The following is a 19,461-nucleotide window of genomic DNA, read 5'->3' on the forward strand; positions in this document are numbered from 1 at the left end:
GCGCAGGTGACCTGCGGCGTTGCGTGGTCTGCTGGTCTTGCCCTGGTGTGCCGCAGGCCGGAGCGGGCGCAGCCTTGCGGATTTCTGTGCGGTCTTCAGCGGATTTGCGCGAGGCGGGCTTCGAGGTCGGCTTTCAGGGCGATGCGCTCGGCTTCGGTCAGGAAGGCGCCCAGTTCGACCTCGCGGCCGTTGCCGCCGAGGGTCAGGTAGTTGGGCACGGGCCCGGCAGTGGGGTGCAAGGACAGGCGGACCCAGTGGGGATTGGCCTCCCAGGAGTGGCGTTTGCGGTGCGGGCCCTCGCGCAGGAGGGCGATGCGGTGGGGGGCCAGCATCAGCGTTTCGGTGATCGCGCGGTCGCGGGTGTTGCGGTCCAGCGCCCACCAGACGCCGCCCAGGGCGCAGAGCAGGAAGGGCAGCAGGACCCACAGGGTCGGGTTGCCGATCTGGCTGAGCAGGGGCAACAGAAACAGGGTGGCGGTCAGGCCGAGGAAGGTCACGAGGCCACGATTGGTCAGCGAATGATGGGCCCACAGCGTGAGGCGCTGCGGTTCCTCGGGCGGGGCGGGAGGGGACCATTGGTACGGCATGGCGCAACGATAGTGCAGGCGTTTGGAAAGGGAAGGGGCGGGGTGTGACATTCGAGGATTGCACGCGTGCAATCTTGGATAACCTATGGATTGGACGTGATATTATGAATTTTGTTAGGGAATTGTTCATGATTGCCGGCCGGCCGGCTGCGGAGCGGGCTGGCCTGTGGCGGGGGCAGAGGGCGCGGGCCTGAGCGTCAGCGCGGCCAGCGGCGGGTGCGGGTTGATTTGGTCAGGCGGGCGGCGGCTGGGTCTTGCGGGATCAGCGGGACGCCGGGTGAGGCGGGGCCGTGCCGATTTGGTCGTTTGGGCGCTGGGCGGATGCCGGTGTGTGGCCTTGCCGTCAGACCTGTTGCCTGACCGTCGCGCAGGACTGCGCTGCAGGTTGCGGGGAACCGGTGCGTTGGGGCCTTGCGGACAGCCTGTGGCGCGCTGCCTTCTGGGCGGGCGGAGTTGGAGGATGTGCGGGGATCGGGTGCGCGAGGACGGGTGCGCGAGGACGGGGCCGCCGCGCGGCGGGGGGAAGGGTGACGCTTGCTGGCGCCCGATCCTTGGGCGGGCGTGTCCGGTGTGCACGACGGGGACCAAGTCAAAAAAGCGCTGCGACGGGCGGGCGGGTTGCGCTAGGGTGCTTGGGCAAGGATGTAGGGGGCGGGAATGGATGAGCTGTTGGGGGCCGTGCGGGCGGCCTTTGCCGAGGTGCCTGAAGCGGCCTCGATCCTGGCGGAATGGCCGCAATTGGGGCGGCACCGGGTATTGGAGCCCGTCAGCCTGCCGGTGTGCCGCTGGCTGGACCAGATGGGCACGGAGGGGGTCATGGGGGCAATCCGCGCTGCCGCGCCGCAGTTGCAGTGGCGGCAGACCTATGGCTCTGGCGATTTCGGGGCTGATTTCCTGAATGGCTATGGCTGGAGCGAGTTCATCGGCCTGCGCGGCCCGATGGCCAGCGAAAGGATTGCCTGCGGGGTTCTGCTGTTGGCGCCGGGCGTGGTCTATCCCGCCCATGCCCATGAGGCGGAGGAGGTCTATCTGCCGATCCACGGCGCGGCCGCGTGGCAACAGGGCCATGGCGACTTTGTGACGGTTCCGGTGGGCCAGGCCATCCACCATGCCAGCTGGGTGCCGCATGCGATGCGGGTGGGGGCAGAGCCGCTGGCGGCGCTGTACCTGTGGCGCGGCGGCGATCTGGCGGCGAAGTCGGTGATCCTGGGCCGTCCGGGGGCGTGAAGGGCGGGCGGGTCCATTAAAGACTCTGAAATAGAATGATTTTGTGTCTTTTGTGTATGTCTTGTTCAAGCTTGTTGGCCGGGCAGAGGGGCGCTGCCCCTCGCGCCCAAGGGGGCGCTCACCCCGGGATATTTGCGAACAGATGAAACGGGGGGTGCGGGGGGGGGCAAGGTTGGGCGAGGGCTGTGCGCAGGGCGGGGGCGTAGGGGCGCGTCCGCGGTGCCGGGGTCTGCGGGTGTGCCAGGGGCGAGATCGGGCGGCGGTCATGTGAAAAGGTCGACCCTGCCACCGCTGGCGAGGTCAAAGTGCAGCGGGCTGACTTGGGTGAAGACATGGGCGGCGCCCGGGCAATCGGCGTCATCGGTGCCGAGGAGGGCAAGCGAGGCCGGGCCGGTGATCGTCATCTGCACACGGCAGTTCCGGAAGATGTGCCCGGTGAGTGTGCCGGGCGGCGTTCGGGCCTGATCCTCGGGCGGGATCGTGCCGCGGTCTGCGACGCGTTTCAGGATGTCCTGATCGCGCGCACCAAGGCCGGCACTGATCCGGCAGGCCGGGGGGCAACCCGGGGCAAGCCGGCAGGCAGGGCAGGCTTGATCATCGGGGTGTGGTCTGGTTCGGCGGATTGGCCCAAGGCGGGGCCGCACCGCGGGGTCAGGACAAGGGCAAGCCGGATCACTTGGGGCGTTTCAGCTCGACCAGGTCGGTGACTTGCAGGTAGTCCATATAGCCCAGCCGGGCCATGACCTGCGCCTTGACCGTGTCGAAGCGGCCCTCGGTCAGGTATTCGTCGCGGATGTGGATGCCGGTCACGGTGCCGATGACGAGGAAATCCGCGCCGCCTTCCAGCGTCACCACCTGTTGCAGGCGGCATTCGAGTGTTGCGGGGGCAAGGGCCACGCGGGGGCAGTTGATCGTGGTGCATTCGGCCTTTTCCACCCCGGCCGCGGCAAACTCGTCCACGTCGCGGGGCAGGTGCGCCGAGGTGGCGTTCATCTGCAGCCAGAGCGCGCGCGAGACGACATTGGTGGCGAAGACGCCCGAGTCCTGAATGTTGCGGATCGAATCCTTCAGCGTGCCGGCGAAGACCACCTGTGGCGGGGTATAGGCCACGCCGTTGAAGAAGGAATAGGGGGCAAGGTTGTCGCCCAGCGGCCCGCGGGTGGAAATCCAGCCGATCGGGCGGGGCGAGACGATGGCGTTGAAGGGCGAATGCGGCAGGCCGCCGTTGCGGGGCTGGTCTTCGGAAGGGGTGTAGAACATCGGGGGCTTTCAGGGTTGGGGCAGGATCATGCGGCAGGCAAGGCGGCTGTGTTCGGCGATCAGCCGGTCGTGCGCGGCCCAGGGGAAATCGGGGCGGGCGATCAGAAGCGAGACAAGGCCGTGCAGCGTGGCCCACAGGCTTTGCACGCGGATCAGCAGGTCTGGCCCGGTCAGATCGGGGCGCAGGGCGGCCACGATCCGGCACAGGTGGCCGAAGATGCGCGGGCCGGGATGGTCGGTGGCGGCGAGGCCTGCGGCTTCGCGGAGCCCGCCTTCAGAGTTCGGGTGTACCGATTTCGGGTGTTCCAGCATGAAGGCGATGCGGTAGGCGTCGGGATGGCCGAGGCCGAAGGTGAAATAGCTGGCCACGGTCTGCTGCAACTGGTCTTGCGGGCTGGCGCCGGGCTCGGGCGTGCACAGCCGTTCAAGCAGGGCGAAGGCGCGGGTGCTGACCTCGGCCTGGATGGCCTGAACGGACGGGAAATGCGCGTAAAGCGAGGGCTGCGAGATGCCGACGGCGGCGGCGATCTGCCGCGTGGTGACGGCATGCACGCCGTGCCGGCTGAACAGCGTGGTGGCGGCGGCAAGGATCGCCTCGCGGCGGCCTGGCTTGACGGGGGGGGCTTGCACGAGATCTGGCCGTTTCTCTGTCATGGCGGGCAGGATGCCGCTTCGGGCTTGCTTTGGCAACCTATCAACGATAGGTCAAAGCCTATCATTGATAGGAGAACCCGATGAGCCGCAATCAAGCCGCCTGGGCGCTGACGCCGTTTGATCCGTTGACGGTGGCTGCGGCGCCTGATCCGGTGGCGGGGCCGGGGCAGATCGTGGTGCGCAACCGGGCTGTCGCGGTCAATCCGGTGGACCGATACAAGCAGCAGATGGGCAAGCTGATGTTCGGCTGGATCCTATATCCGGCGATCCTGGGCTATGATCTGGCGGGCGAGGTGGTGGCGGTTGGCCCTGATGTCACGCGCTTTGCGCCGGGCGACCGGGTGCTGGGCACGGCGACCGGGATGGACAAGTCCAGAAACCTTGCGGCGGAAGGGGCATTCCAGCTGTACACGGTGGTCTTGCAGCAGATGGCCAGCCCGATCCCGGACGACATCAGCTTCGAGGCGGCCTGTGTGCTGCCGCTTGGCCTGTGCACGGCGGCGAGCGGGCTTTTTGCCGCGGACCAACTGGCGCTGCGCCTGCCCTCGGCCCAGCCACAGGATCAGGGGCAGACGGTGCTGATCTGGGGCGGATCCACCAGCGTCGGGTGCAATGCAATCCAGTTGGCGCGGGCGGCGGGCTATCGGGTGGTGACGACGGCCGCACCGGCAAACCTTGGCCTGATGCAGGCGCTGGGCGCGGCTGAGGTGTTTGACCATCGCAGCCCGACCGTGGTGGCGGACATCCTGCGCGCCTTGCAGGGTCGCAGGCTGGCCGGGGCGCTGGCCATGGGCACAGGCTCGGCCGCTGCCTGCATGACGGTGCTGAGCGGCTGCGCCGGACCCAGACGCCTGGCGCTGGCGACCTTTCCGATCGACATTGACAGCCTGCCGGCACGACCCGGTCTGGGGGCCTTGCTGACCCGGATGCTGCCGATGATGCTGAAAGGCGGTGGCGGATTGTGGCTGCGCGGACGCCGGCTGGGCATCAGGACCTCGGTCATCTATGGCACGGCACTGGCGGGCAGCGATCTGGCCCGCGTGATCTTCGACAGCTTTCTGCCCTTGGCGCTGCACGAGGGCCGCTTCGTGCCGGCCCCCGCGCCCCTGATCGCAGGGCAGGGTCTGGGCGCCCTTCAGTCCGCGCTGGACCGTCACCGGCAAGGGGTTTCGGCGCGCAAGGTGGTGGTCACGCTGTGACGCCCGCCGGGCGGCGCCCGCCGGGCGCAACCGGGCCGATGCGGAACCGATTTGATCCTGACATGTGACCATGTTACCCGCGTTTCCAGATGATTCCCCCCTGCGGCCCGATCTGGAGGCGCCTTGTACCAGCTGGAAGAAGAGACCGAGGCCGACTGGTGGGAGGTAGAGGCGCTTTATGACCTGTGCTTCTCGCCGGGGCGGACCGCGCTGTCGTCTTACCGGCTGCGGGACGGAGTGCCGACGGTGGCCGCGCTGTGCCTGACCCTGCGGGCCGATGGCGTTCTGGTGGCCGCAATCCGCTATTGGCCGGTCGAAGTGGGCGGCGAGGATGCCCTGCTTCTGGGGCCGGTCGCGGTGCACCCGACCTTTCAGGGCGAGGGTCTGGGCGGCCTTTTGATCAACGAAAGCCTGGCCGAGGCGCGCCGTCTGGGCTGGGAACGGGTGATGCTGGTCGGCGATGCGCCCTATTACCGCCGTTTCGGCTTTCGCAAGCTGGAGGCGGTCGAGATGCCGCCGCCCACCAACCCCGACCGCGTGCTGGGTCTGGCCTTGAAGGCCGGGGCCTGGGACAAGGTGCGCGGGCCGGTGAGCAAAAGCACGGGCGCCTGATCGCGCTTTCGCGGGCTCTTTACCCAAATACGCCCCGCGGAGCGTCTTGACCCGAGCCGGTTGGCGGCACGCCAGAGGCGAGATAAAGGCAATGCGCGCTTTGCGCGCGCCTTTGGACAGGACCTGGCCCCGGGGGCAAAGCTTTGCCAGTTCGGACGCAGCCCGCAGGGGAGGGCTTTGCGTTTGCCGCAAGCCCCCCCATATTCAGCCTATGACCCAGCTTCCCGCCCTGATCGGCCACGACCTTGATCTTGAAGTCACTGCCTTGGCCCATGCCCATGCCAGGTTGGAAAGCTCTTTGGTTGCCCGCAGCCGCCATCTTGGCGCGGGGCTGGAAGCGCAGTGGACCCGCATTCCGGTGCAGGTCCGCCAACGGGTGGAAGCGCAGGTCGGACAGGCGCTGCTGGTCGGGCTGGGTCTTGCGGCCCGCGCGCCCGATCTGGGTCCGCGTGGGCATCGCTGGCTGGTGATCGCCTCGGGGGCGGCGGGCGGCGCTGCCGGTCTGGCCGGTGCTATGGCCGAGATGCCGCTGGCGTTGATCCTGTTCCTGCAGGCGATCCGCGAGGAGGCGCGGGCCGCTGGTCTGGACCCCGACCGCGCCGGGGTTCGGATGGCCTCTGTCGATATTCTGGCCAGCGGGCGGCCGATTGCGGCGGCCGAGGTGCTGGACCCGGCCTTCGTCTCGGGGCGTCTGGCGCTGGCGGGGCCGACGCTGTCGGGATGGATTGCGCGTGCCGCACCCCGCCTGGTGCCGGTGCTGGGCCAGCGGCTGGCCGCCTCGGCGGTGCCGGTGGTGGGGGCGATTGGCGGGGCGGTGCTGAACGCCGCCTGGCTGGGCCATTACCGCCAACTGGCGCGGATACGTTTCCGGATCATGGTGCTGGCCGAACATCACGGCGCCGAAGCGGTGCTGGCGGCCTTTGCCAAGGCGCAGGCTTTGCCGGTGGTGGACTGACACCCATCGACGCAAGCGGGCCCCCCGCGGGGTATTTCCCAGCAAGGATGCGGGCAGAAAAAGGGGCTTCTCAGCGCGGCGTGGATCTGTTACTTAGTCTTATGGCTAAGTATGAACCTGATCTGTCGCTGATCTTTCAGGCCCTGTCGGACCCGACCCGGCGTGCGATGCTGGCGCGGATCGGCAAGGGGGCGGTGCCGGTCAGCGATCTGGCGCGGCCGACCGGGCTGGCCTTGCCGACGGTGATGCGGCATCTGGCGGTGCTGGAAGAGGCGGCGTTGATTGCGACCGAGAAGACCGGGCGCGTGCGCTATTGCCGGGCGGTGCCCGCAACGCTGGAGGCGACAATGGGATGGCTGGCCGAGCAGCGCGCGATCTGGGAGGCGCGAACGGATCGCCTGGAAGACTATGTGGCGCAATTGATGGCGGAGGACGACCATGACAACAGAGCTTGATCCCGAATTTGACCTGGAACTGGTCCGCGACCTGAAGGCGCCGCGCGCGCTCTTGTGGGCCTGCTGGACGGACCCCAAGCATCTGCCGCACTGGTTTGTGCCCAAGCCGCACAAGATCGCCTCCTGCGTTCTGGATGTCCGGGCGGGGGGCGCCTGCAACACGACCTTCGATATCGACGGCACCCTGATGGAGAACAACGGCGTCTATCTGGAGGTGATCCCGGGTGAAAAGCTGGTCTTCACCGACACCTACACCGCCGGCTGGAAGCCCGCGCCTGAACCTTTCATGACCGCCATCATCACCTTCGAGGACCTGGAACCCGGCGTCACCCGCTACCGCGCCGTGGTGCGGCACCGCAGCAAGGAGGCCGCCGAGAATCACCGCAAGATGGGCTTCTTTGACGGCTGGGGCACCGTGGCCGGCCAGTTGGAGGCCTATGCCCAGGAGCTTGAGGCGCGGCAGATCACCATCTCGCGGCTGATCAAGGCGCCGCCGGCCACGGTGCTGCGCTGCTGGACCGATCCGGAAATCCTGCCCAAGTGGTTCGGGCCAGAGGGATTTTCCTGCGTGACCAAAGAGATCGACCTGCGCGAGGGCGGCATCTGGCGCTTTGACATGGTGGGCCACGGCCAGACCTGGGCCAACCGCCACCGCTATCAGGTGATGCGGCTGGACCGGATCGAGTTCCTGATGGACTCCGATGTGGACGGCGAGCCGATGCAGGTTGTGGTCACCCTTGCCCCCGAGCCGGGCGGCACGCGGATCAGCCAGACCATCACCATGCCCAACGCCGAGGCCAAGACGGCGGCGATGGGCTATCAAGCCGATGCGAAGGGTCTGGAGACTTTGGGCAAACTCGCCGCGATTGCCGAGAAGCTCTGACCTTTCGGACCGCATCGCTTTTCTGTCGGCGTTGCTTTTCTTTCGGCGTTCGCGGGGCTAGCTTTCCTGACAACAAAGGATGGCCCCGATGAACGCCGAAAGCCCCAAGACCGTTTACCTTGCCGACTATCAGCCCTTCACGCATGTCGTGAGGGGCGTTTCGCTGACCTTCCGGCTGGCGCCCAAGACGACGCGGGTGCTGGCGCGGCTGGATTTGTCCCCCAACCCGGCGCGAGGCTCGGGGCTTGATCTGCGGCTGGATGGCGAGGATCTGCGGCTGATCGCGGCGTCAATCGGCGGGGTGGCCTTGGCCGTGACGCCGGACGACACCGGATTGACCATTCCGGCGGCGCTGCTGCCCTCGGGCGATTTCACGCTGGAGACCGAGGTGGAGATTGCCCCGGAGGGGAATTTCGCCTTGGAAGGCCTGTATATGTCCGGCGGCATTTACTGCACGCAGTGCGAGGCGCAGGGGTTCCGGCACATTACCTTCTATCCGGACCGGCCCGATGTGATGGCACCCTTCAAGGTGCGCATTGAATCGGACCTGCCGGTGCTGCTGTCGAACGGCAACCCGGTGGGGCAGGGCGCGGGTTGGGCGGAATGGGATGACCCGTGGCCGAAGCCTGCCTATCTGTTCGCCTTGGTCGCCGGCGATCTGGTGGCGCATCCGGACCGCTTCACGACGATGTCAGGCCGGGATGTCGCATTGAACATCTACGTCCGGCGCGGGGATGAGACGCGCTGCGCCTATGCGATGGATTCGCTGATCCGCTCGATGCGCTGGGATGAAGAGGTCTATGGCCGGGAATATGATCTGGATATCTTCAACATCGTGGCGGTTGATGACTTCAACATGGGCGCGATGGAGAACAAGGGGCTGAACATCTTCAACTCGAAGCTGGTTCTCGCCTCGCCCGAGACGGCAACGGATGACGATTACAACCGGATCGAAGGTGTCATCGCGCATGAGTATTTCCACAACTGGACCGGCAACCGGATCACCTGCCGGGATTGGTTCCAGCTGTGCCTGAAGGAAGGGCTGACGGTGTTTCGCGATCAGCAGTTCACCGGGGATATGCGGTCTCAGGCGGTGAAGCGGATCGAGGACGTGCTGACGCTCCGCGCCCGGCAGTTCCGCGAGGATGGCGGGCCTTTGGCGCATCCGGTGCGGCCCGAAAGCTTTGTCGAGATTAACAATTTCTACACGGCGACAGTCTACGAAAAGGGCTCGGAAGTCATCGGCATGCTGAAGCGGCTGGTGGGGGATGACGGCTACAAGGCGGCGCTGGATCTGTATTTCGACCGGCATGACGGCGATGCGGCGACGATTGAAGACTGGCTGAAGGTGTTTGAAGACGCCACCGGGCGCGACCTGACGCAGTTCAAGCGGTGGTATAGCCAAGCGGGCACGCCGAAGGTTTCGGTCTCTGAAGAGTGGCTGGCGGAAAGTGGCACCTTCCGGCTGACGCTGAGCCAAGACAATCCGCCGACGCCGGGACAGCCGGTGAAGGACGCCAAGGTGATCCCGGTGGCGGTTGGCCTGTTGAACCCGAATGGGGATGAGGTGGTGCCGACGACGGTGCTGGAACTGACGCAGGCGCAGCAGTCGTTTGACTTCACCGGGCTAGCGAGCCGGCCGACGGCCTCGATCCTGCGGGGCTTCTCGGCTCCGGTGGTGTTGCAGCGCGAGGTTGCGGCCACCGAACGCGCCTTTCTTCTGGCGCATGACACCGACCCGTTCAATCGGTGGGAGGCGGGGCGGTCCTTGGCGAAAGAGGTGCTGATGGGCAATGCCTCTGCCGCGCCTTTGCTGGACGGGCTGGCGCGGGTGGCGCTGGATGACACGCTGGACCCGGCCTTCCGGGCGCTGACGCTGCGGATGCCAACCGATGACGACATGGCCGCGACCCTTGTGGCGGCGGGGCGGGTGCCGGACCCTGCGGCGATCAGGGATGCGCGACGGGCTTTGCACAGGGCGCTGGCGGAAAGGCTTGCGCCCAATCTGGCCGGGTTGGCGGCTCCGGTGGCGGGGGCCTTCAGCCCGGATGCGGCGCAGGCCGGGCAAAGGGCGTTGCGGCTGGTGGCCTTGGGGCTGCTGGCGCGGCTGGACCTTGGCCCGGTGGCGGCGGCGCATCAGGCGGCGACGAATATGACCGAGGAGATTGGCACCCTCGCCATCCTTCTGGACAACGGGGCGGGGGCGGCCGAAGTCGCCCGCTTCGAAGGGCGCTGGACGGGCGAGCGGCTGGTGATGGACAAGTGGTTCGGCCTGCAGATCATCACCGCTGCCCCTGACAAGGCCGCGCAAGTGACCGGTGCCTTGACACGGCATCCGCTGTTTGACTGGAAGAACCCCAACCGCTTCCGGTCGGTCATCGGCGCGCTGTCGGGCAACCATGCGGGGTTCCACCATGTCTCGGGCGCGGGGTATCGGCTGCTGGCGGATTGGTTGATCAAGCTGGACCCGTTGAACCCGCAAACGGCGGCGCGGATGTCGACGGCGTTCGAGACGTGGACGCGCTATGATGCGGGGCGGCAGGCCTTGGCCAAGGTGGAGCTGGCGCGGATTGCCGCCACGCCGGGGCTGAGCCGTGATCTGGGCGAGATGGTGGGGCGGATGCTGGGCTGAATGAACGCTGTGGGGGTCCGTGGGCCCCCCGCGGTTGCCTGCCGCGGGGCGGTCAAACACCCGGGCGCTGTGGTCAGGGTTGGCAGTAGGCCTGCTGGCTGGTCCAGGCGGCGATGGTGGCGCGCGTCTTGGCCTTGGACCACGGACCCCAATCGCGCGCGATGCCCCGGTTGCCCTTGCCAGCAACCATGCCATCCGCCGCGACATGCGGTGCCACGATATCCACCGCACAGGACAGGTTGGCCGAGCCATCCTTGAGGCCGGCGGCCGAGGTGGCATCGCAGCCATAAAGCCGCGCCGTCGGCACCGAGATCTGCATCAGCCCGACATAGCGCCCGGCGCCGCCGACCGCAGCCGCGTTGAAGCCGCTTTCATAGCTGGCGGTGGCCGACAGAAGCCCGACCCAGAAGGCGCGCCGCTCGTCCTTGCTGGCCTTGGCGTAACCCGGGCAATAGACGGCGATATCGTCAGGAACCGTGCCGGTCAATTCGGTGTCATGGTCAGCCACCTGCTGCAGTGCTTCCGTCGTCCACTCTGACGCCTTGGGGGCGTTGTCCCAGCGCATGGCTGGCAGAGCGGTTTTCTTGGCCTTGGCCTCGACCGGAGCCGAGACGAAAGCCAGTGACAGGGCCAGCAGGATTGAAACGAAACGTAACATTGAACCGTGGTTTTGCCGTCGCGGGGTGTGCGACCCGTGGCTTTTGCAGGTGAGAATCGGATTCGCCAACCTTTGGCGGCCGCTAACCTGTGCAAGTCGGCAGGTTTCCGCCGCCATGGCCCTTGAACCGCCCCCCCGCCCTGCCTAAAAGACCGTGAACCTTCGGAGGCTTGCATGCTTGACCTGACCTACACCGCACCCACCCCCAAAGTCATCGCCGGGGCCAAATCGGACTGGGAACTGGTGATCGGGATGGAGATCCACGCCCAGGTCGCCTCGCAGTCCAAGCTGTTTTCGGGGGCCTCGACGCAGGTTGGGGCGGAGCCGAATTCGAACGTGGCCTTCGTGGATGCGGCGATGCCGGGCATGCTGCCGGTGATCAATGAATTCTGCGTGGAACAGGCGGTCCGCACCGGTTTGGGACTGAAGGCCGCGATCAATCTGCGATCCGCCTTTGACCGGAAGAACTATTTCTATCCCGACCTGCCGCAGGGCTATCAGATTTCGCAACTGTATCATCCCATCGTCGGCGAGGGCGAAGTGCTGGTCGAGATGGGGCCGGGTGTCGCGCGTCTGGTGCGGATCGAGCGGATTCACTTGGAGCAGGACGCGGGCAAAAGCATTCACGACATGGACCCTGCCATGTCCTTCGTCGACTTCAACCGCACGGGCGTGGCGCTGATGGAGATCGTCAGCCGCCCCGACCTTCGTGGGCCGGAGGAGGCTGCGGCCTATGTCTCCAAGCTGCGGCAGATCTTGCGGTATCTGGGCACGTGTGACGGCAACATGCAGAACGGCAATTTGCGGGCGGATGTGAACGTGTCGGTCTGCCGGCCGGGGCAGTATGAGAAGTATCAGGCGACTCAGGATTTCTCGCATCTGGGAACGCGGTGCGAGATCAAGAACATGAACTCGCTGCGGTTCATTCAGCAAGCCATTGATTATGAAGCGCGGCGCCAGATTGCGATTGTCGAGGATGGTGGTTCGGTCACGCAGGAAACCCGGCTGTATGACCCGGACAAGGGCGAGACGCGGTCGATGCGCAGCAAGGAAGAGGCGCATGATTACCGCTACTTCCCGTGCCCCGATTTGCTGCCGCTGGAGATCGAGCAGGATTGGGTCGATGACATTGCGGCCACGATGCCGGAACTGCCGGACGCCAAGAAGGCGCGGTTCATGGGCGATTATGGTCTGACCGACTATGACGCCAACGTGCTGACGGCCGAACTGGATTCGGGGGCGTTCTTCGAGGCGGTGGCCAAGGGCCGCGACGGCAAGATGGCGGCGAACTGGGTGATCAACGAGCTGTTTGGGCGGCTGAACAAGGAAGGCAAGGCGGTGACGGATTCGCCCCTGTCGGCCGCGCAGCTGGGCGGCGTGCTGGATCTGATCGGCTCGGGCGAGATTTCGGGCAAGATGGCCAAGGACCTGTTCGAGATTCTGTGGACCGAGGGCGGCGATCCGGCAGAGCAGGCCGCCAAGCATGGCATGAAGCAGGTCACCGACCTGGGGGCCATCGAGGCCGCACTGGATGCGCTGATTGCGGGCAACCCCGATCAGGTGGCCAAGGCCAAGGTGAATGCAAAGCTGGCGGGCTGGTTCACCGGTCAGGTGCTGAAAGCCACCGGTGGCAAGGCCAATCCGGCGGCGGTGGGTGCCTTGGTGGCGCAGAAGTTGGGGCTTTAAGACGGGTGGGGTTCAACCCCACCCTACGCGGTGGCAGGGTAAGGTAGGGTGGGGTTCAACCCCACCCTACGGGCCAAGCGGGCTGAATGGGGGCGCCTTGAGGGGTGCCTTTTTTGTTACCATGCAGCGCCCGTCCGGTAATTGATATCACATCAAGGGAACCACCATGACCGCCATCCTGTATTTCTCGCGCAATCCCAATCCGCGGCTGGGTGTGGCGGTGGCCCGGCATCTGCGCGCTGATGTGGTCTTCGAATTCGCGGCTCCGTTTGATCCGGCCCAGTCGGACCGCTTTCGCGCGCTGAACCCGACGCGGTTGCTGCCGATCCTGCTGCAGGACGGTCGCCCGTTGTGGGAGGTGGACGCGATTGCCTGCCGCTTGTCGATGCAGGCGGGTGCGGACTTCTGGCGCATGGGCGACGAGATGCCCGAGATGATCCGCTGGATCAGTTGGGCCAAGGCAAACTTCATGCATGCCATCGACATGGTACATTTCGAATATGGCACCAAGCAGCGCTATGGCTTTGGCCCGGTGGACCCGGCGGCCGTGGCCGAGGGGACGCAGCGCTTTCACGCCAGTGCGGCGCAGTTGCAGGACCATCTGGCCGGGCGGGAGTTCCTGCTCGACAGCGGTTTGAGCTATGCCGATTTCCGGATGGCGGCGTATCTGCCCTATAATGATGTGGCAGGTCTGCCCCTGCAGGATTATCCGGCGGTGGCGGCGTGGTATGGCAGGCTGATGGCGCTGCCGGCATGGGCCGACCCCTTCGCCGGCCTGCAGGCGCCGGACTTGCCGCCGCTGCCGCGCGCTTTGTCCTAAAGGATGTGGAAATCGCCGGCGGACAGGGTCAGCCCCGGCGTGACTTGCGCGAACAGTTGTGCTGTGCCAGCCCCGGTTCCGTCGGGGTCGAACCAGACGTTTCCCGAGGCTGAATCGTAAATCACCCGGTCGCTGGCATCGCCCGCCGCGGTACCAAGGGCAAACTGGTCGGCCGTCAGGCTGGTGCCAGAAGACAGTCCGCCCAGCCCGCCGGTATCGAGCAGGAATTTGTCCTGCGCAGGGCTGAAGTCTGTGATCTTGTCGGCCACGGTCACGGTATAGGCGGCGCGGAAAGTGAAGTGGAAGCTGTCGGCTCCGGCACCGCCGGTTATCACATCGGCGGAATTCTCGGCCTTGGTGGCACTGGCGCTGCCGCAGAAGACGTCATCGTTGCCGACGCCGCCAAAAATTGCATCGCGGCCAAGGCCTCCGGTCAGGGTGTCATTGCCAGCACCGCCGTAGATGCGGTCATTGGAATTGCCGCCGTCCACCGTGTCGTTGCCCACGCCACCGCTGAGCGTGTCATTGCCAACCCCGCCGTACAGCATGTCGTCGCCGGCCAGACCCGTCAGCTTGTCCGAGCCGTTGTTGCCATAAAGCTGATCGTTGAGCGCACCGCCGGTCACACGGTCGCTGTTGCCGCCGCAGTCGCACCACAGGCTTTCAATGTTGACCAGACGCAGCGTCTCGGCGCTGCCGGTCAGGACCGAAGGGTCGGCAAGCGACAGGATGATGTGGAACTGGGCCCCGCGCAGATTGAGGTAGATGTGGTCCATGCCAGAGCCGCCATCCAGCAGAAGCCCGCTGGCCTGAACCGTGTCGCGTGACCACTCGCCCCCGGCCAGGTTGTCATTTCCTGCGCCGCCATACACGCTGTCCGCCCCCGCGCCAGAGCGCAGATCATCAGCCCCCGTGCCGCCATAGATCAGGTCGGCACCATTCCCGCCGAGGATGTAGTCAGAGCCGGTGCCCCCCAGCAGCAGGTCATTGCCCGCCCCGCCGGTGATCGAATCGTCGCCGTCCCCGCCGCGGATCGTGCCATTGTCGCCATCGGGCCCGGTGTTGCCCGCCGGGTTTGTGGCGTCCCAGCCGATCAGGCTGTCATTGCCATCGGTCCCGTTCAGGCTGTCTGCGGAATTCGTGCCGGATATCAGGGTCATGAAAATACTCGCGGTCAATTTGGATCAGGCTACCCAAGTTGACAGCGCGCCCGCAAGACTTTCCACGGATCACGCCGGATTATTTGGCCCTCGCCTCAGCGTTTGACGAACAGGGCCGAGGTATAGACCGCCAAAGCGGACCAGATCAGCGGGAAGGCGATGATCTGCGCCAGACCGAAGGTCTCGCCAAAGGCCAGAACCGCGATCAGCAGGATCATGGTGGGGGCGATATATTGCAGGATGCCGATGGTCGACAGCCGCAATCCCTTGGCGCCGTTGGCGTAAAGCATCAGCGGCACCGCAGTGACAAGGCCGCAGGACATCAAAAGCAGTGTGTCCGAGGTTGTGCCACCGAAATGGCCGGTGCCCGAGGCCCCAACCCAGATCAGATAGGCCAGCGCGAAGGGGCTGAGGATCAGGATCTCCAGCAGGAAGCCCTCGTTGGCGCCCAAGGGCAGGCGGCGCTTGAGGTAGGCGTAGAACCCCCAGGTGACCGTCAGGCCAAGGGCGACCACCGGCAGTTTGCCCGCCGCGACGGTCAGCAGGGCCACGGCGAAGGCGGCCAGACCGATGGCCAGAATCTGCCGGGTGTTGAGCTTTTCGCCCAACAGAACCGCGCCCAGAAAGACGCTGAACAGCGGGTTGATGTAATAGCCCAAGGCCGCATCCAGCGCATGGCCTGCGCCAATGGCCCAGACATAGATGCCCCAGTTGACCGAGATCAGCGCCGCCGTGGCGCAGCCCATCAGCAGCATCCGAGGCCGTTTCAGGATCGGCAGCAGGCCCCGCAACTCGCCGCGTGCCAAAAGGACCACAGCGGCGATCGGCAGGCTCCACAGCACGCGGTGGGCGATGACCTCGGGTGGGGGAATGTGGCCGACGGCCTTCATGAAGAAGGGCAGAAAGCCCCAAAGGAAATAGGCCGAGAGGGCGAAGCCAAAGCCCCGCGATGTGTCCGGGTGGGTGTCTTGCAAGGTCATGGCGGCGGCTTATCGGATTGCGGGCGGCAGTTCCAATTCAAACTTGTGACGGGAACAATCGGCCTACAGGCGGCGGACCAGATAATCGCGGCTGAAGCGGGCATAGCCCTTGGCGGTGACCTTCAGATGGTCGCGAATTTCGGTGTGCAGGGCGGGCAGAGCGTGAAAGGGCACGGTCGGGAAGGCGTGATGTTCGACATGGTAGGGCATGTTCCAGGCCAGAAACCGCAGGATGCGGTTGGTGAATGTGGTGCGGGTGTTTTCCAGCATATTGGCGACGAAGGGGCAATCGCCATGCTCGGCCAGAAGATACAGGCGCAGAAAGGGCTGACCCAGACCGACCGGGATCAGCCAAAGCCAGACCAGCTTCATCCCCAAAAGGACGGCGGCGCCTGCGTAAAGAACCAGCATGACCCGCGCCTCGTGTTGCATCCGGGGCAGGGCGCGCTCGGGCAGATAGGGCGCGTGGCTGCGGCCAAGCGACAGGCTGATCAGCAGCGCGACAGCGGCTTTCCAGTAGGGGATGCCCGAGACATGGATCAGCCACTGGCGCAGGGTTGCGGGCTTGGGCCCGTCCAGTTCAGGGTCAAGACCGGGCAGATTGGTGTGGCGGTGATGGGCAAGGTGGAAATAGCGGAACCACTCGAACGGCAGCACCAGGACCATGCCGCAGGCGCGGCCAATCCAGTCGTTGAGCGCGGGTGAGGCAAAGGGCGTGCGATGGGTCGTTTCGTGTTCCAGGGTGAACAGGAAGATCAGAAGGATGCCTTGCAGGGGCAGGGCAAAAGGCCAAAGCGGACTGAAGATCAGGGCCGAGGTGACGGCGATGGCCACCAGATGCAGCGCCAGATGGCCCAGGCCCTTGGCGGTGGACGGCTGCGTCAGCCGGTCGCGCAGGTCAGCCGGGAGGGCGGCGATCAGGGTCTTGTGGTCTGGGGCGTGATCCATGGGCGCAGTATGGCCGAGCGGAGGCGTGTCGGCAACTGAGCTATGAAAGACATATATGTGGCAATGCGTTGCACTGGTTTCCTGATGTGATGCGCAAGCTTGCGCTGCCCTATCGACAGGGCCGGCGCTGCATGCCAAACTCGTCCTATGGACCGTATCGTGATCATCGGGGCCGGGCTGACCGGGGCGGCTTTGGCATGGCATTTGTCGCGGGCCGGGGCGCGGGTGACGGTGCTGGAGGCGGCGCTGCACCCGGCGTCGCAAGCCTCGGGCCGGTCATTTGGCTGGATCAACGGTAGTTTTTACCTCAGCCCGGCGCATCATCGGCTGCGCGTGGCGGGGATGGCAGCGCATCACCGCCTGCAGCGCGATCTTGGCGGCGATCTGTGGGAGTGGCCGGGCTGTCTGTGGTGGGAGGATGCGGCGGGTCTGGCCCCAATGGCGGCGGCCCTGGCCGATCTGGGCTATGCGGTGCAAGAGGTGTCGCGACCCGAGATCGCGGCGCTGGAGCCGGCGCTGATCCAGCCGCCCGCGCTTGCGCTGCGCCTGCCACAAGAGGGCGCGGTGGATGCAGCGGCCTTGACGCGGACCTTGCTGGCGAGGGCTGCGGCGGCGGGGGCAGAGGTTCTGTGCGGTTGGCCCGCGCTGGCGCTGGTGGCGCGCGGGGGGGCCGTGTGCGGCGTGCAGACGGCGGGCGGGGTGATGATGGCTGCCGATCAGGTCATCGTGGCGGCGGGGACCGGGGCTGCGGGCCTCATGGCCGCTGCAGGCTACGGCGTGCCGATGCTGTCGCGGCCCGGGATGATCCTGACCACACTGCCGGCAACGCGGCGCCTGCACCACATTCTGGCCACACCAGCGGGCGACCTGCGGCAGGACCGGGCAGGCCGCCTGATCGCACCCTTGGCCGCCCATCACCAGTCCGACGGGGCAGAGGCCGGCCCTTCAGACTCGCAAACCCTGCTGGCGGCGGCAATGGATCGCTTGAACGCCATGTTTCAGGGCCCGGCCCTGATGGCCGATCAGGCGGCCCTGGCGTTTCGCCCGGTTCCCGGCGATGGGCTGCCGGCGGTGGGTCAGGTGGCGGAGGGGCTTTGGCTGGCCGTGATGCATTCGGGCGTGACGCTTGGGCCGCTGGTGGCCGAGCTTCTGGCGGCAGAGGTTCTGGGGAAGGGTGCCGACCCGCTGCTGGCCCCGTTCCGGCCCGGGCGGTTTTGGGCATGACGTCTTGGCCTGAAACGGGGCGCCCAGGCCCCACGCCGGGGGGCTTCGCGCCCCCCGGACCCCCCGCGGGATATTTGGAGAATGCGAAGCGGGAAGAGTAGATACTTGCATCCGCCTTCGCCAGATATCCCCGCCTGAGGGTCTGACGGTGCAGCTGTACCGGAGGGTGCAGAAACGCAAACGGCGCGCCGGGTCGGGGCGCGCCGCTAAAATTTGTTTTAAATCAGGCCTTCAGGATCGAGCGGCCAGCGTATTCGCCGATGTCGCCCAGCATCTCGTCGATGCGGATCAGCTGGTTGTATTTCGCCAGGCGGTCCGAGCGCGACAGCGATCCGGTTTTGATCTGGCCGCAGTTGGTGGCGACGGCGAGGTCGGCAATCGTGCTGTCCTCGGTTTCGCCCGAGCGGTGCGACATGACGTTGGTGTAACCCGCGCGGTGGGCCATATCGACGGCGTTCAGCGTCTCGGTCAGAGTGCCGATCTGGTTGACTTTCACCAGCATGGAGTTGGCGCAGCCTTGCTTGATGCCCATTTCCAGACGCTTGGGGTTGGTGACAAACAGATCGTCGCCGACCAGTTGGATCTTCTTGCCCAAGGTGTCGGTCAGCAGCTTCCAGCCGGCCCAATCGTCTTCCGAGCAGCCGTCTTCAATCGAGATGATCGGGTAGTCGGCGGCAAGGCCGGCGAGGAAGGCGACGTTTTCTTCGATGGAGAGCGACTTGCCTTCGCCCTTCATCTCGTACCGGCCGCCTTTGAAGTATTCGGTCGCGGCGCAGTCGAGGCCGAGGTAGATGTCCTCGCCGGGGCGGTAGCCGGCCTTTTCGATGGATTTCAGAATGAAATCAAGCGCGTCGCGGGCGGAGTTCAGGTTGGGTGCGAAGCCGCCCTCGTCACCGACAGCGGTATTGTGGCCGGCGTTCTGCAGCTCTTTCTTCAGGGTGTGGAAAACTTCCGAGCCCATGCGGATCGCCTCGCGGACGTTTTCCGCGCCGACCGGCAGGATCATGAATTCCTGAATGTCGATCGGGTTGTCGGCATGTTCGCCGCCGTTGATGATGTTCATCATCGGCACCGGCAGGATGCGCGAGGAGGTGCCCCCGATGTAGCGGTAGAGCGGCTGGCCGGTGAATTCGGCGGCGGCTTTGGCCACCGCGAGCGAAACGCCGAGGATCGCATTGGCGCCGAGGCGGCCCTTGTTGGGGGTGCCGTCCAGTTCGATCATGGTGAGGTCGATGCCGACCTGTTCGGTGGCATCAAAGCCGATGATGGCTTCGGCCAGTTCGCCGTTGACGGCTTCAACCGCCTCCAGCACACCTTTGCCCATGTAGCGGGACTTGTCGCCGTCGCGGCGTTCGACCGCTTCGTGCGCGCCGGTCGAGGCGCCCGAGGGGACAGCGGCGCGGCCCGAGGCGCCGCTTTCCAGAACCACATCCACCTCGACGGTGGGGTTGCCGCGGCTGTCAAGGATTTCGCGGGCGTGAATGTCGATAATCGTGCTCATGGAAGGCTCCAATGGCAAAA

The 19,461-nt window shown here is 66.0% G+C and carries 19 protein-coding genes; 10 read left to right on the forward strand and 9 right to left on the reverse strand.

Features of this window, described 5'->3' with window-relative positions; genetic code table 11:
- Positions 1 to 95: 95 nt before the first annotated feature.
- Positions 96 to 587, reverse strand: a complete 492-nt coding sequence (locus tag AC1Y2B_RS03240; protein WP_482251616.1) for a DUF2244 domain-containing protein — start codon at positions 585 to 587, stop codon at positions 96 to 98.
- A gap of 657 nt (positions 588 to 1,244) precedes the next feature.
- Between AC1Y2B_RS03240 and AC1Y2B_RS03245 the strand changes: the two genes are divergently transcribed.
- The gene (locus AC1Y2B_RS03245; RefSeq protein ID WP_482251617.1) at positions 1,245 to 1,814 is read left to right on the forward strand and encodes a dimethylsulfonioproprionate lyase family protein; all 570 of its coding nucleotides are present in this window, start codon (positions 1,245 to 1,247) and stop codon (positions 1,812 to 1,814) included.
- A gap of 263 nt (positions 1,815 to 2,077) precedes the next feature.
- On the opposite strand, the gene AC1Y2B_RS03250 is transcribed toward AC1Y2B_RS03245, so the two are convergent.
- From AC1Y2B_RS03250 to AC1Y2B_RS03260, 3 genes are all read right to left on the reverse strand, one after another.
- Entirely contained in the window at positions 2,078 to 2,224 is a 147-nt protein-coding gene (locus AC1Y2B_RS03250) for a hypothetical protein (protein WP_482251618.1), read from the reverse strand.
- Positions 2,225 to 2,486: 262 nt separating this feature from the next.
- A complete protein-coding gene (locus AC1Y2B_RS03255; RefSeq protein ID WP_482251619.1) occupies positions 2,487 to 3,074 on the reverse strand; it encodes a flavin reductase family protein in 588 nt (195 codons plus the stop codon).
- 9 nt (positions 3,075 to 3,083) lie between these two features.
- Positions 3,084 to 3,704, reverse strand: coding sequence for a TetR/AcrR family transcriptional regulator (locus AC1Y2B_RS03260; RefSeq protein WP_482251620.1), 621 nt, complete (start codon positions 3,702 to 3,704; stop codon positions 3,084 to 3,086).
- Positions 3,705 to 3,808: 104 nt separating this feature from the next.
- Between AC1Y2B_RS03260 and AC1Y2B_RS03265 the strand changes: the two genes are divergently transcribed.
- The 6 genes from AC1Y2B_RS03265 (at position 3,809) to pepN (ending at position 10,464) form a co-directional block, all read left to right on the forward strand.
- Positions 3,809 to 4,927, forward strand: coding sequence for a zinc-binding alcohol dehydrogenase family protein (locus AC1Y2B_RS03265; protein ID WP_482251621.1), 1,119 nt, complete (start codon positions 3,809 to 3,811; stop codon positions 4,925 to 4,927).
- Between the two features lie 123 nt (positions 4,928 to 5,050).
- The gene (locus tag AC1Y2B_RS03270) at positions 5,051 to 5,539 is read left to right on the forward strand and encodes a GNAT family N-acetyltransferase (RefSeq protein ID WP_482251622.1); all 489 of its coding nucleotides are present in this window, start codon (positions 5,051 to 5,053) and stop codon (positions 5,537 to 5,539) included.
- Positions 5,540 to 5,750: 211 nt separating this feature from the next.
- On the forward strand, positions 5,751 to 6,494 hold the full coding sequence (locus AC1Y2B_RS03275; RefSeq protein WP_482251623.1) for an EcsC family protein: 744 nt from the start codon (positions 5,751 to 5,753) through the stop codon (positions 6,492 to 6,494).
- A gap of 101 nt (positions 6,495 to 6,595) precedes the next feature.
- Positions 6,596 to 6,949 carry an ArsR/SmtB family transcription factor gene (locus AC1Y2B_RS03280; protein WP_482251624.1) on the forward strand — a complete coding sequence of 118 codons (354 nt, stop codon included), beginning with the start codon at positions 6,596 to 6,598 and terminating at the stop codon, positions 6,947 to 6,949.
- Positions 6,933 to 7,832, forward strand: coding sequence for an SRPBCC domain-containing protein (locus AC1Y2B_RS03285; RefSeq protein WP_482251625.1), 900 nt, complete (start codon positions 6,933 to 6,935; stop codon positions 7,830 to 7,832). Before AC1Y2B_RS03280 ends, AC1Y2B_RS03285 begins: the two co-directional genes overlap by 17 nt.
- 88 nt (positions 7,833 to 7,920) lie before the next feature.
- Positions 7,921 to 10,464, forward strand: coding sequence for an aminopeptidase N (gene pepN, locus AC1Y2B_RS03290; protein WP_482251626.1), 2,544 nt, complete (start codon positions 7,921 to 7,923; stop codon positions 10,462 to 10,464).
- Between the two features lie 73 nt (positions 10,465 to 10,537).
- Here the strand turns inward: pepN and AC1Y2B_RS03295 are convergent, their stop codons facing one another.
- Entirely contained in the window at positions 10,538 to 11,122 is a 585-nt protein-coding gene (locus AC1Y2B_RS03295; protein ID WP_482251627.1) for a transglycosylase SLT domain-containing protein, read from the reverse strand.
- 174 nt (positions 11,123 to 11,296) lie between these two features.
- Here AC1Y2B_RS03295 and gatB point away from each other — a divergent pair, with 174 nt between their 5' ends.
- Together gatB and AC1Y2B_RS03305 are read left to right on the forward strand one after the other, a co-directional pair.
- Positions 11,297 to 12,808 carry an Asp-tRNA(Asn)/Glu-tRNA(Gln) amidotransferase subunit GatB gene (gene gatB, locus AC1Y2B_RS03300; RefSeq protein WP_482251628.1) on the forward strand — a complete coding sequence of 504 codons (1,512 nt, stop codon included), beginning with the start codon at positions 11,297 to 11,299 and terminating at the stop codon, positions 12,806 to 12,808.
- Between the two features lie 166 nt (positions 12,809 to 12,974).
- Positions 12,975 to 13,628 carry a glutathione S-transferase family protein gene (locus tag AC1Y2B_RS03305; protein WP_482251629.1) on the forward strand — a complete coding sequence of 218 codons (654 nt, stop codon included), beginning with the start codon at positions 12,975 to 12,977 and terminating at the stop codon, positions 13,626 to 13,628.
- On the opposite strand, the gene AC1Y2B_RS03310 is transcribed toward AC1Y2B_RS03305, so the two are convergent.
- The 3 genes from AC1Y2B_RS03310 to AC1Y2B_RS03320 form a co-directional block, all read right to left on the reverse strand.
- Positions 13,625 to 14,788: a calcium-binding protein gene (locus tag AC1Y2B_RS03310; protein WP_482251630.1), complete on the reverse strand. Its 1,164-nt coding sequence runs from the start codon at positions 14,786 to 14,788 to the stop codon at positions 13,625 to 13,627. The two genes, AC1Y2B_RS03305 and AC1Y2B_RS03310, sit on opposite strands and share 4 nt — an antisense overlap.
- 95 nt (positions 14,789 to 14,883) lie before the next feature.
- On the reverse strand, positions 14,884 to 15,768 hold the full coding sequence (gene rarD, locus AC1Y2B_RS03315; RefSeq protein ID WP_482251631.1) for an EamA family transporter RarD: 885 nt from the start codon (positions 15,766 to 15,768) through the stop codon (positions 14,884 to 14,886).
- Positions 15,769 to 15,831: 63 nt separating this feature from the next.
- Positions 15,832 to 16,716, reverse strand: a complete 885-nt coding sequence (locus tag AC1Y2B_RS03320) for a fatty acid desaturase (protein ID WP_482251632.1) — start codon at positions 16,714 to 16,716, stop codon at positions 15,832 to 15,834.
- A gap of 147 nt (positions 16,717 to 16,863) precedes the next feature.
- Between AC1Y2B_RS03320 and AC1Y2B_RS03325 the strand changes: the two genes are divergently transcribed.
- Positions 16,864 to 17,940, forward strand: coding sequence for an NAD(P)/FAD-dependent oxidoreductase (locus AC1Y2B_RS03325; RefSeq protein ID WP_482251633.1), 1,077 nt, complete (start codon positions 16,864 to 16,866; stop codon positions 17,938 to 17,940).
- A gap of 223 nt (positions 17,941 to 18,163) precedes the next feature.
- On the opposite strand, the gene eno is transcribed toward AC1Y2B_RS03325, so the two are convergent.
- On the reverse strand, positions 18,164 to 19,441 hold the full coding sequence (gene eno / locus AC1Y2B_RS03330; protein WP_482251634.1) for a phosphopyruvate hydratase: 1,278 nt from the start codon (positions 19,439 to 19,441) through the stop codon (positions 18,164 to 18,166).
- Positions 19,442 to 19,461: the final 20 nt, after the last annotated feature.

It is taken from the genome of Stagnihabitans sp. (assembly GCF_964946895.1).

Coding starts and splice junctions, on each gene's coding strand:
- AC1Y2B_RS03325 (WP_482251633.1), top strand. CDS start 16,864: ATGGACCGTATCGTGATCATCGGGGCCGGGCTGACCGGGGCGGCTTTG.
- gatB (WP_482251628.1), top strand. CDS start 11,297: ATGCTTGACCTGACCTACACCGCACCCACCCCCAAAGTCATCGCCGGG.
- eno (WP_482251634.1), bottom strand. CDS start 19,441: ATGAGCACGATTATCGACATTCACGCCCGCGAAATCCTTGACAGCCGC.
- AC1Y2B_RS03245 (WP_482251617.1), top strand. CDS start 1,245: ATGGATGAGCTGTTGGGGGCCGTGCGGGCGGCCTTTGCCGAGGTGCCT.
- pepN (WP_482251626.1), top strand. CDS start 7,921: ATGAACGCCGAAAGCCCCAAGACCGTTTACCTTGCCGACTATCAGCCC.
- AC1Y2B_RS03265 (WP_482251621.1), top strand. CDS start 3,809: ATGAGCCGCAATCAAGCCGCCTGGGCGCTGACGCCGTTTGATCCGTTG.
- AC1Y2B_RS03305 (WP_482251629.1), top strand. CDS start 12,975: ATGACCGCCATCCTGTATTTCTCGCGCAATCCCAATCCGCGGCTGGGT.
- AC1Y2B_RS03255 (WP_482251619.1), bottom strand. CDS start 3,074: ATGTTCTACACCCCTTCCGAAGACCAGCCCCGCAACGGCGGCCTGCCG.
- AC1Y2B_RS03275 (WP_482251623.1), top strand. CDS start 5,751: ATGACCCAGCTTCCCGCCCTGATCGGCCACGACCTTGATCTTGAAGTC.
- AC1Y2B_RS03295 (WP_482251627.1), bottom strand. CDS start 11,122: ATGTTACGTTTCGTTTCAATCCTGCTGGCCCTGTCACTGGCTTTCGTC.
- rarD (WP_482251631.1), bottom strand. CDS start 15,768: ATGACCTTGCAAGACACCCACCCGGACACATCGCGGGGCTTTGGCTTC.
- AC1Y2B_RS03320 (WP_482251632.1), bottom strand. CDS start 16,716: ATGGATCACGCCCCAGACCACAAGACCCTGATCGCCGCCCTCCCGGCT.
- AC1Y2B_RS03240 (WP_482251616.1), bottom strand. CDS start 587: ATGCCGTACCAATGGTCCCCTCCCGCCCCGCCCGAGGAACCGCAGCGC.
- AC1Y2B_RS03310 (WP_482251630.1), bottom strand. CDS start 14,788: ATGACCCTGATATCCGGCACGAATTCCGCAGACAGCCTGAACGGGACC.
- AC1Y2B_RS03285 (WP_482251625.1), top strand. CDS start 6,933: ATGACAACAGAGCTTGATCCCGAATTTGACCTGGAACTGGTCCGCGAC.
- AC1Y2B_RS03280 (WP_482251624.1), top strand. CDS start 6,596: ATGGCTAAGTATGAACCTGATCTGTCGCTGATCTTTCAGGCCCTGTCG.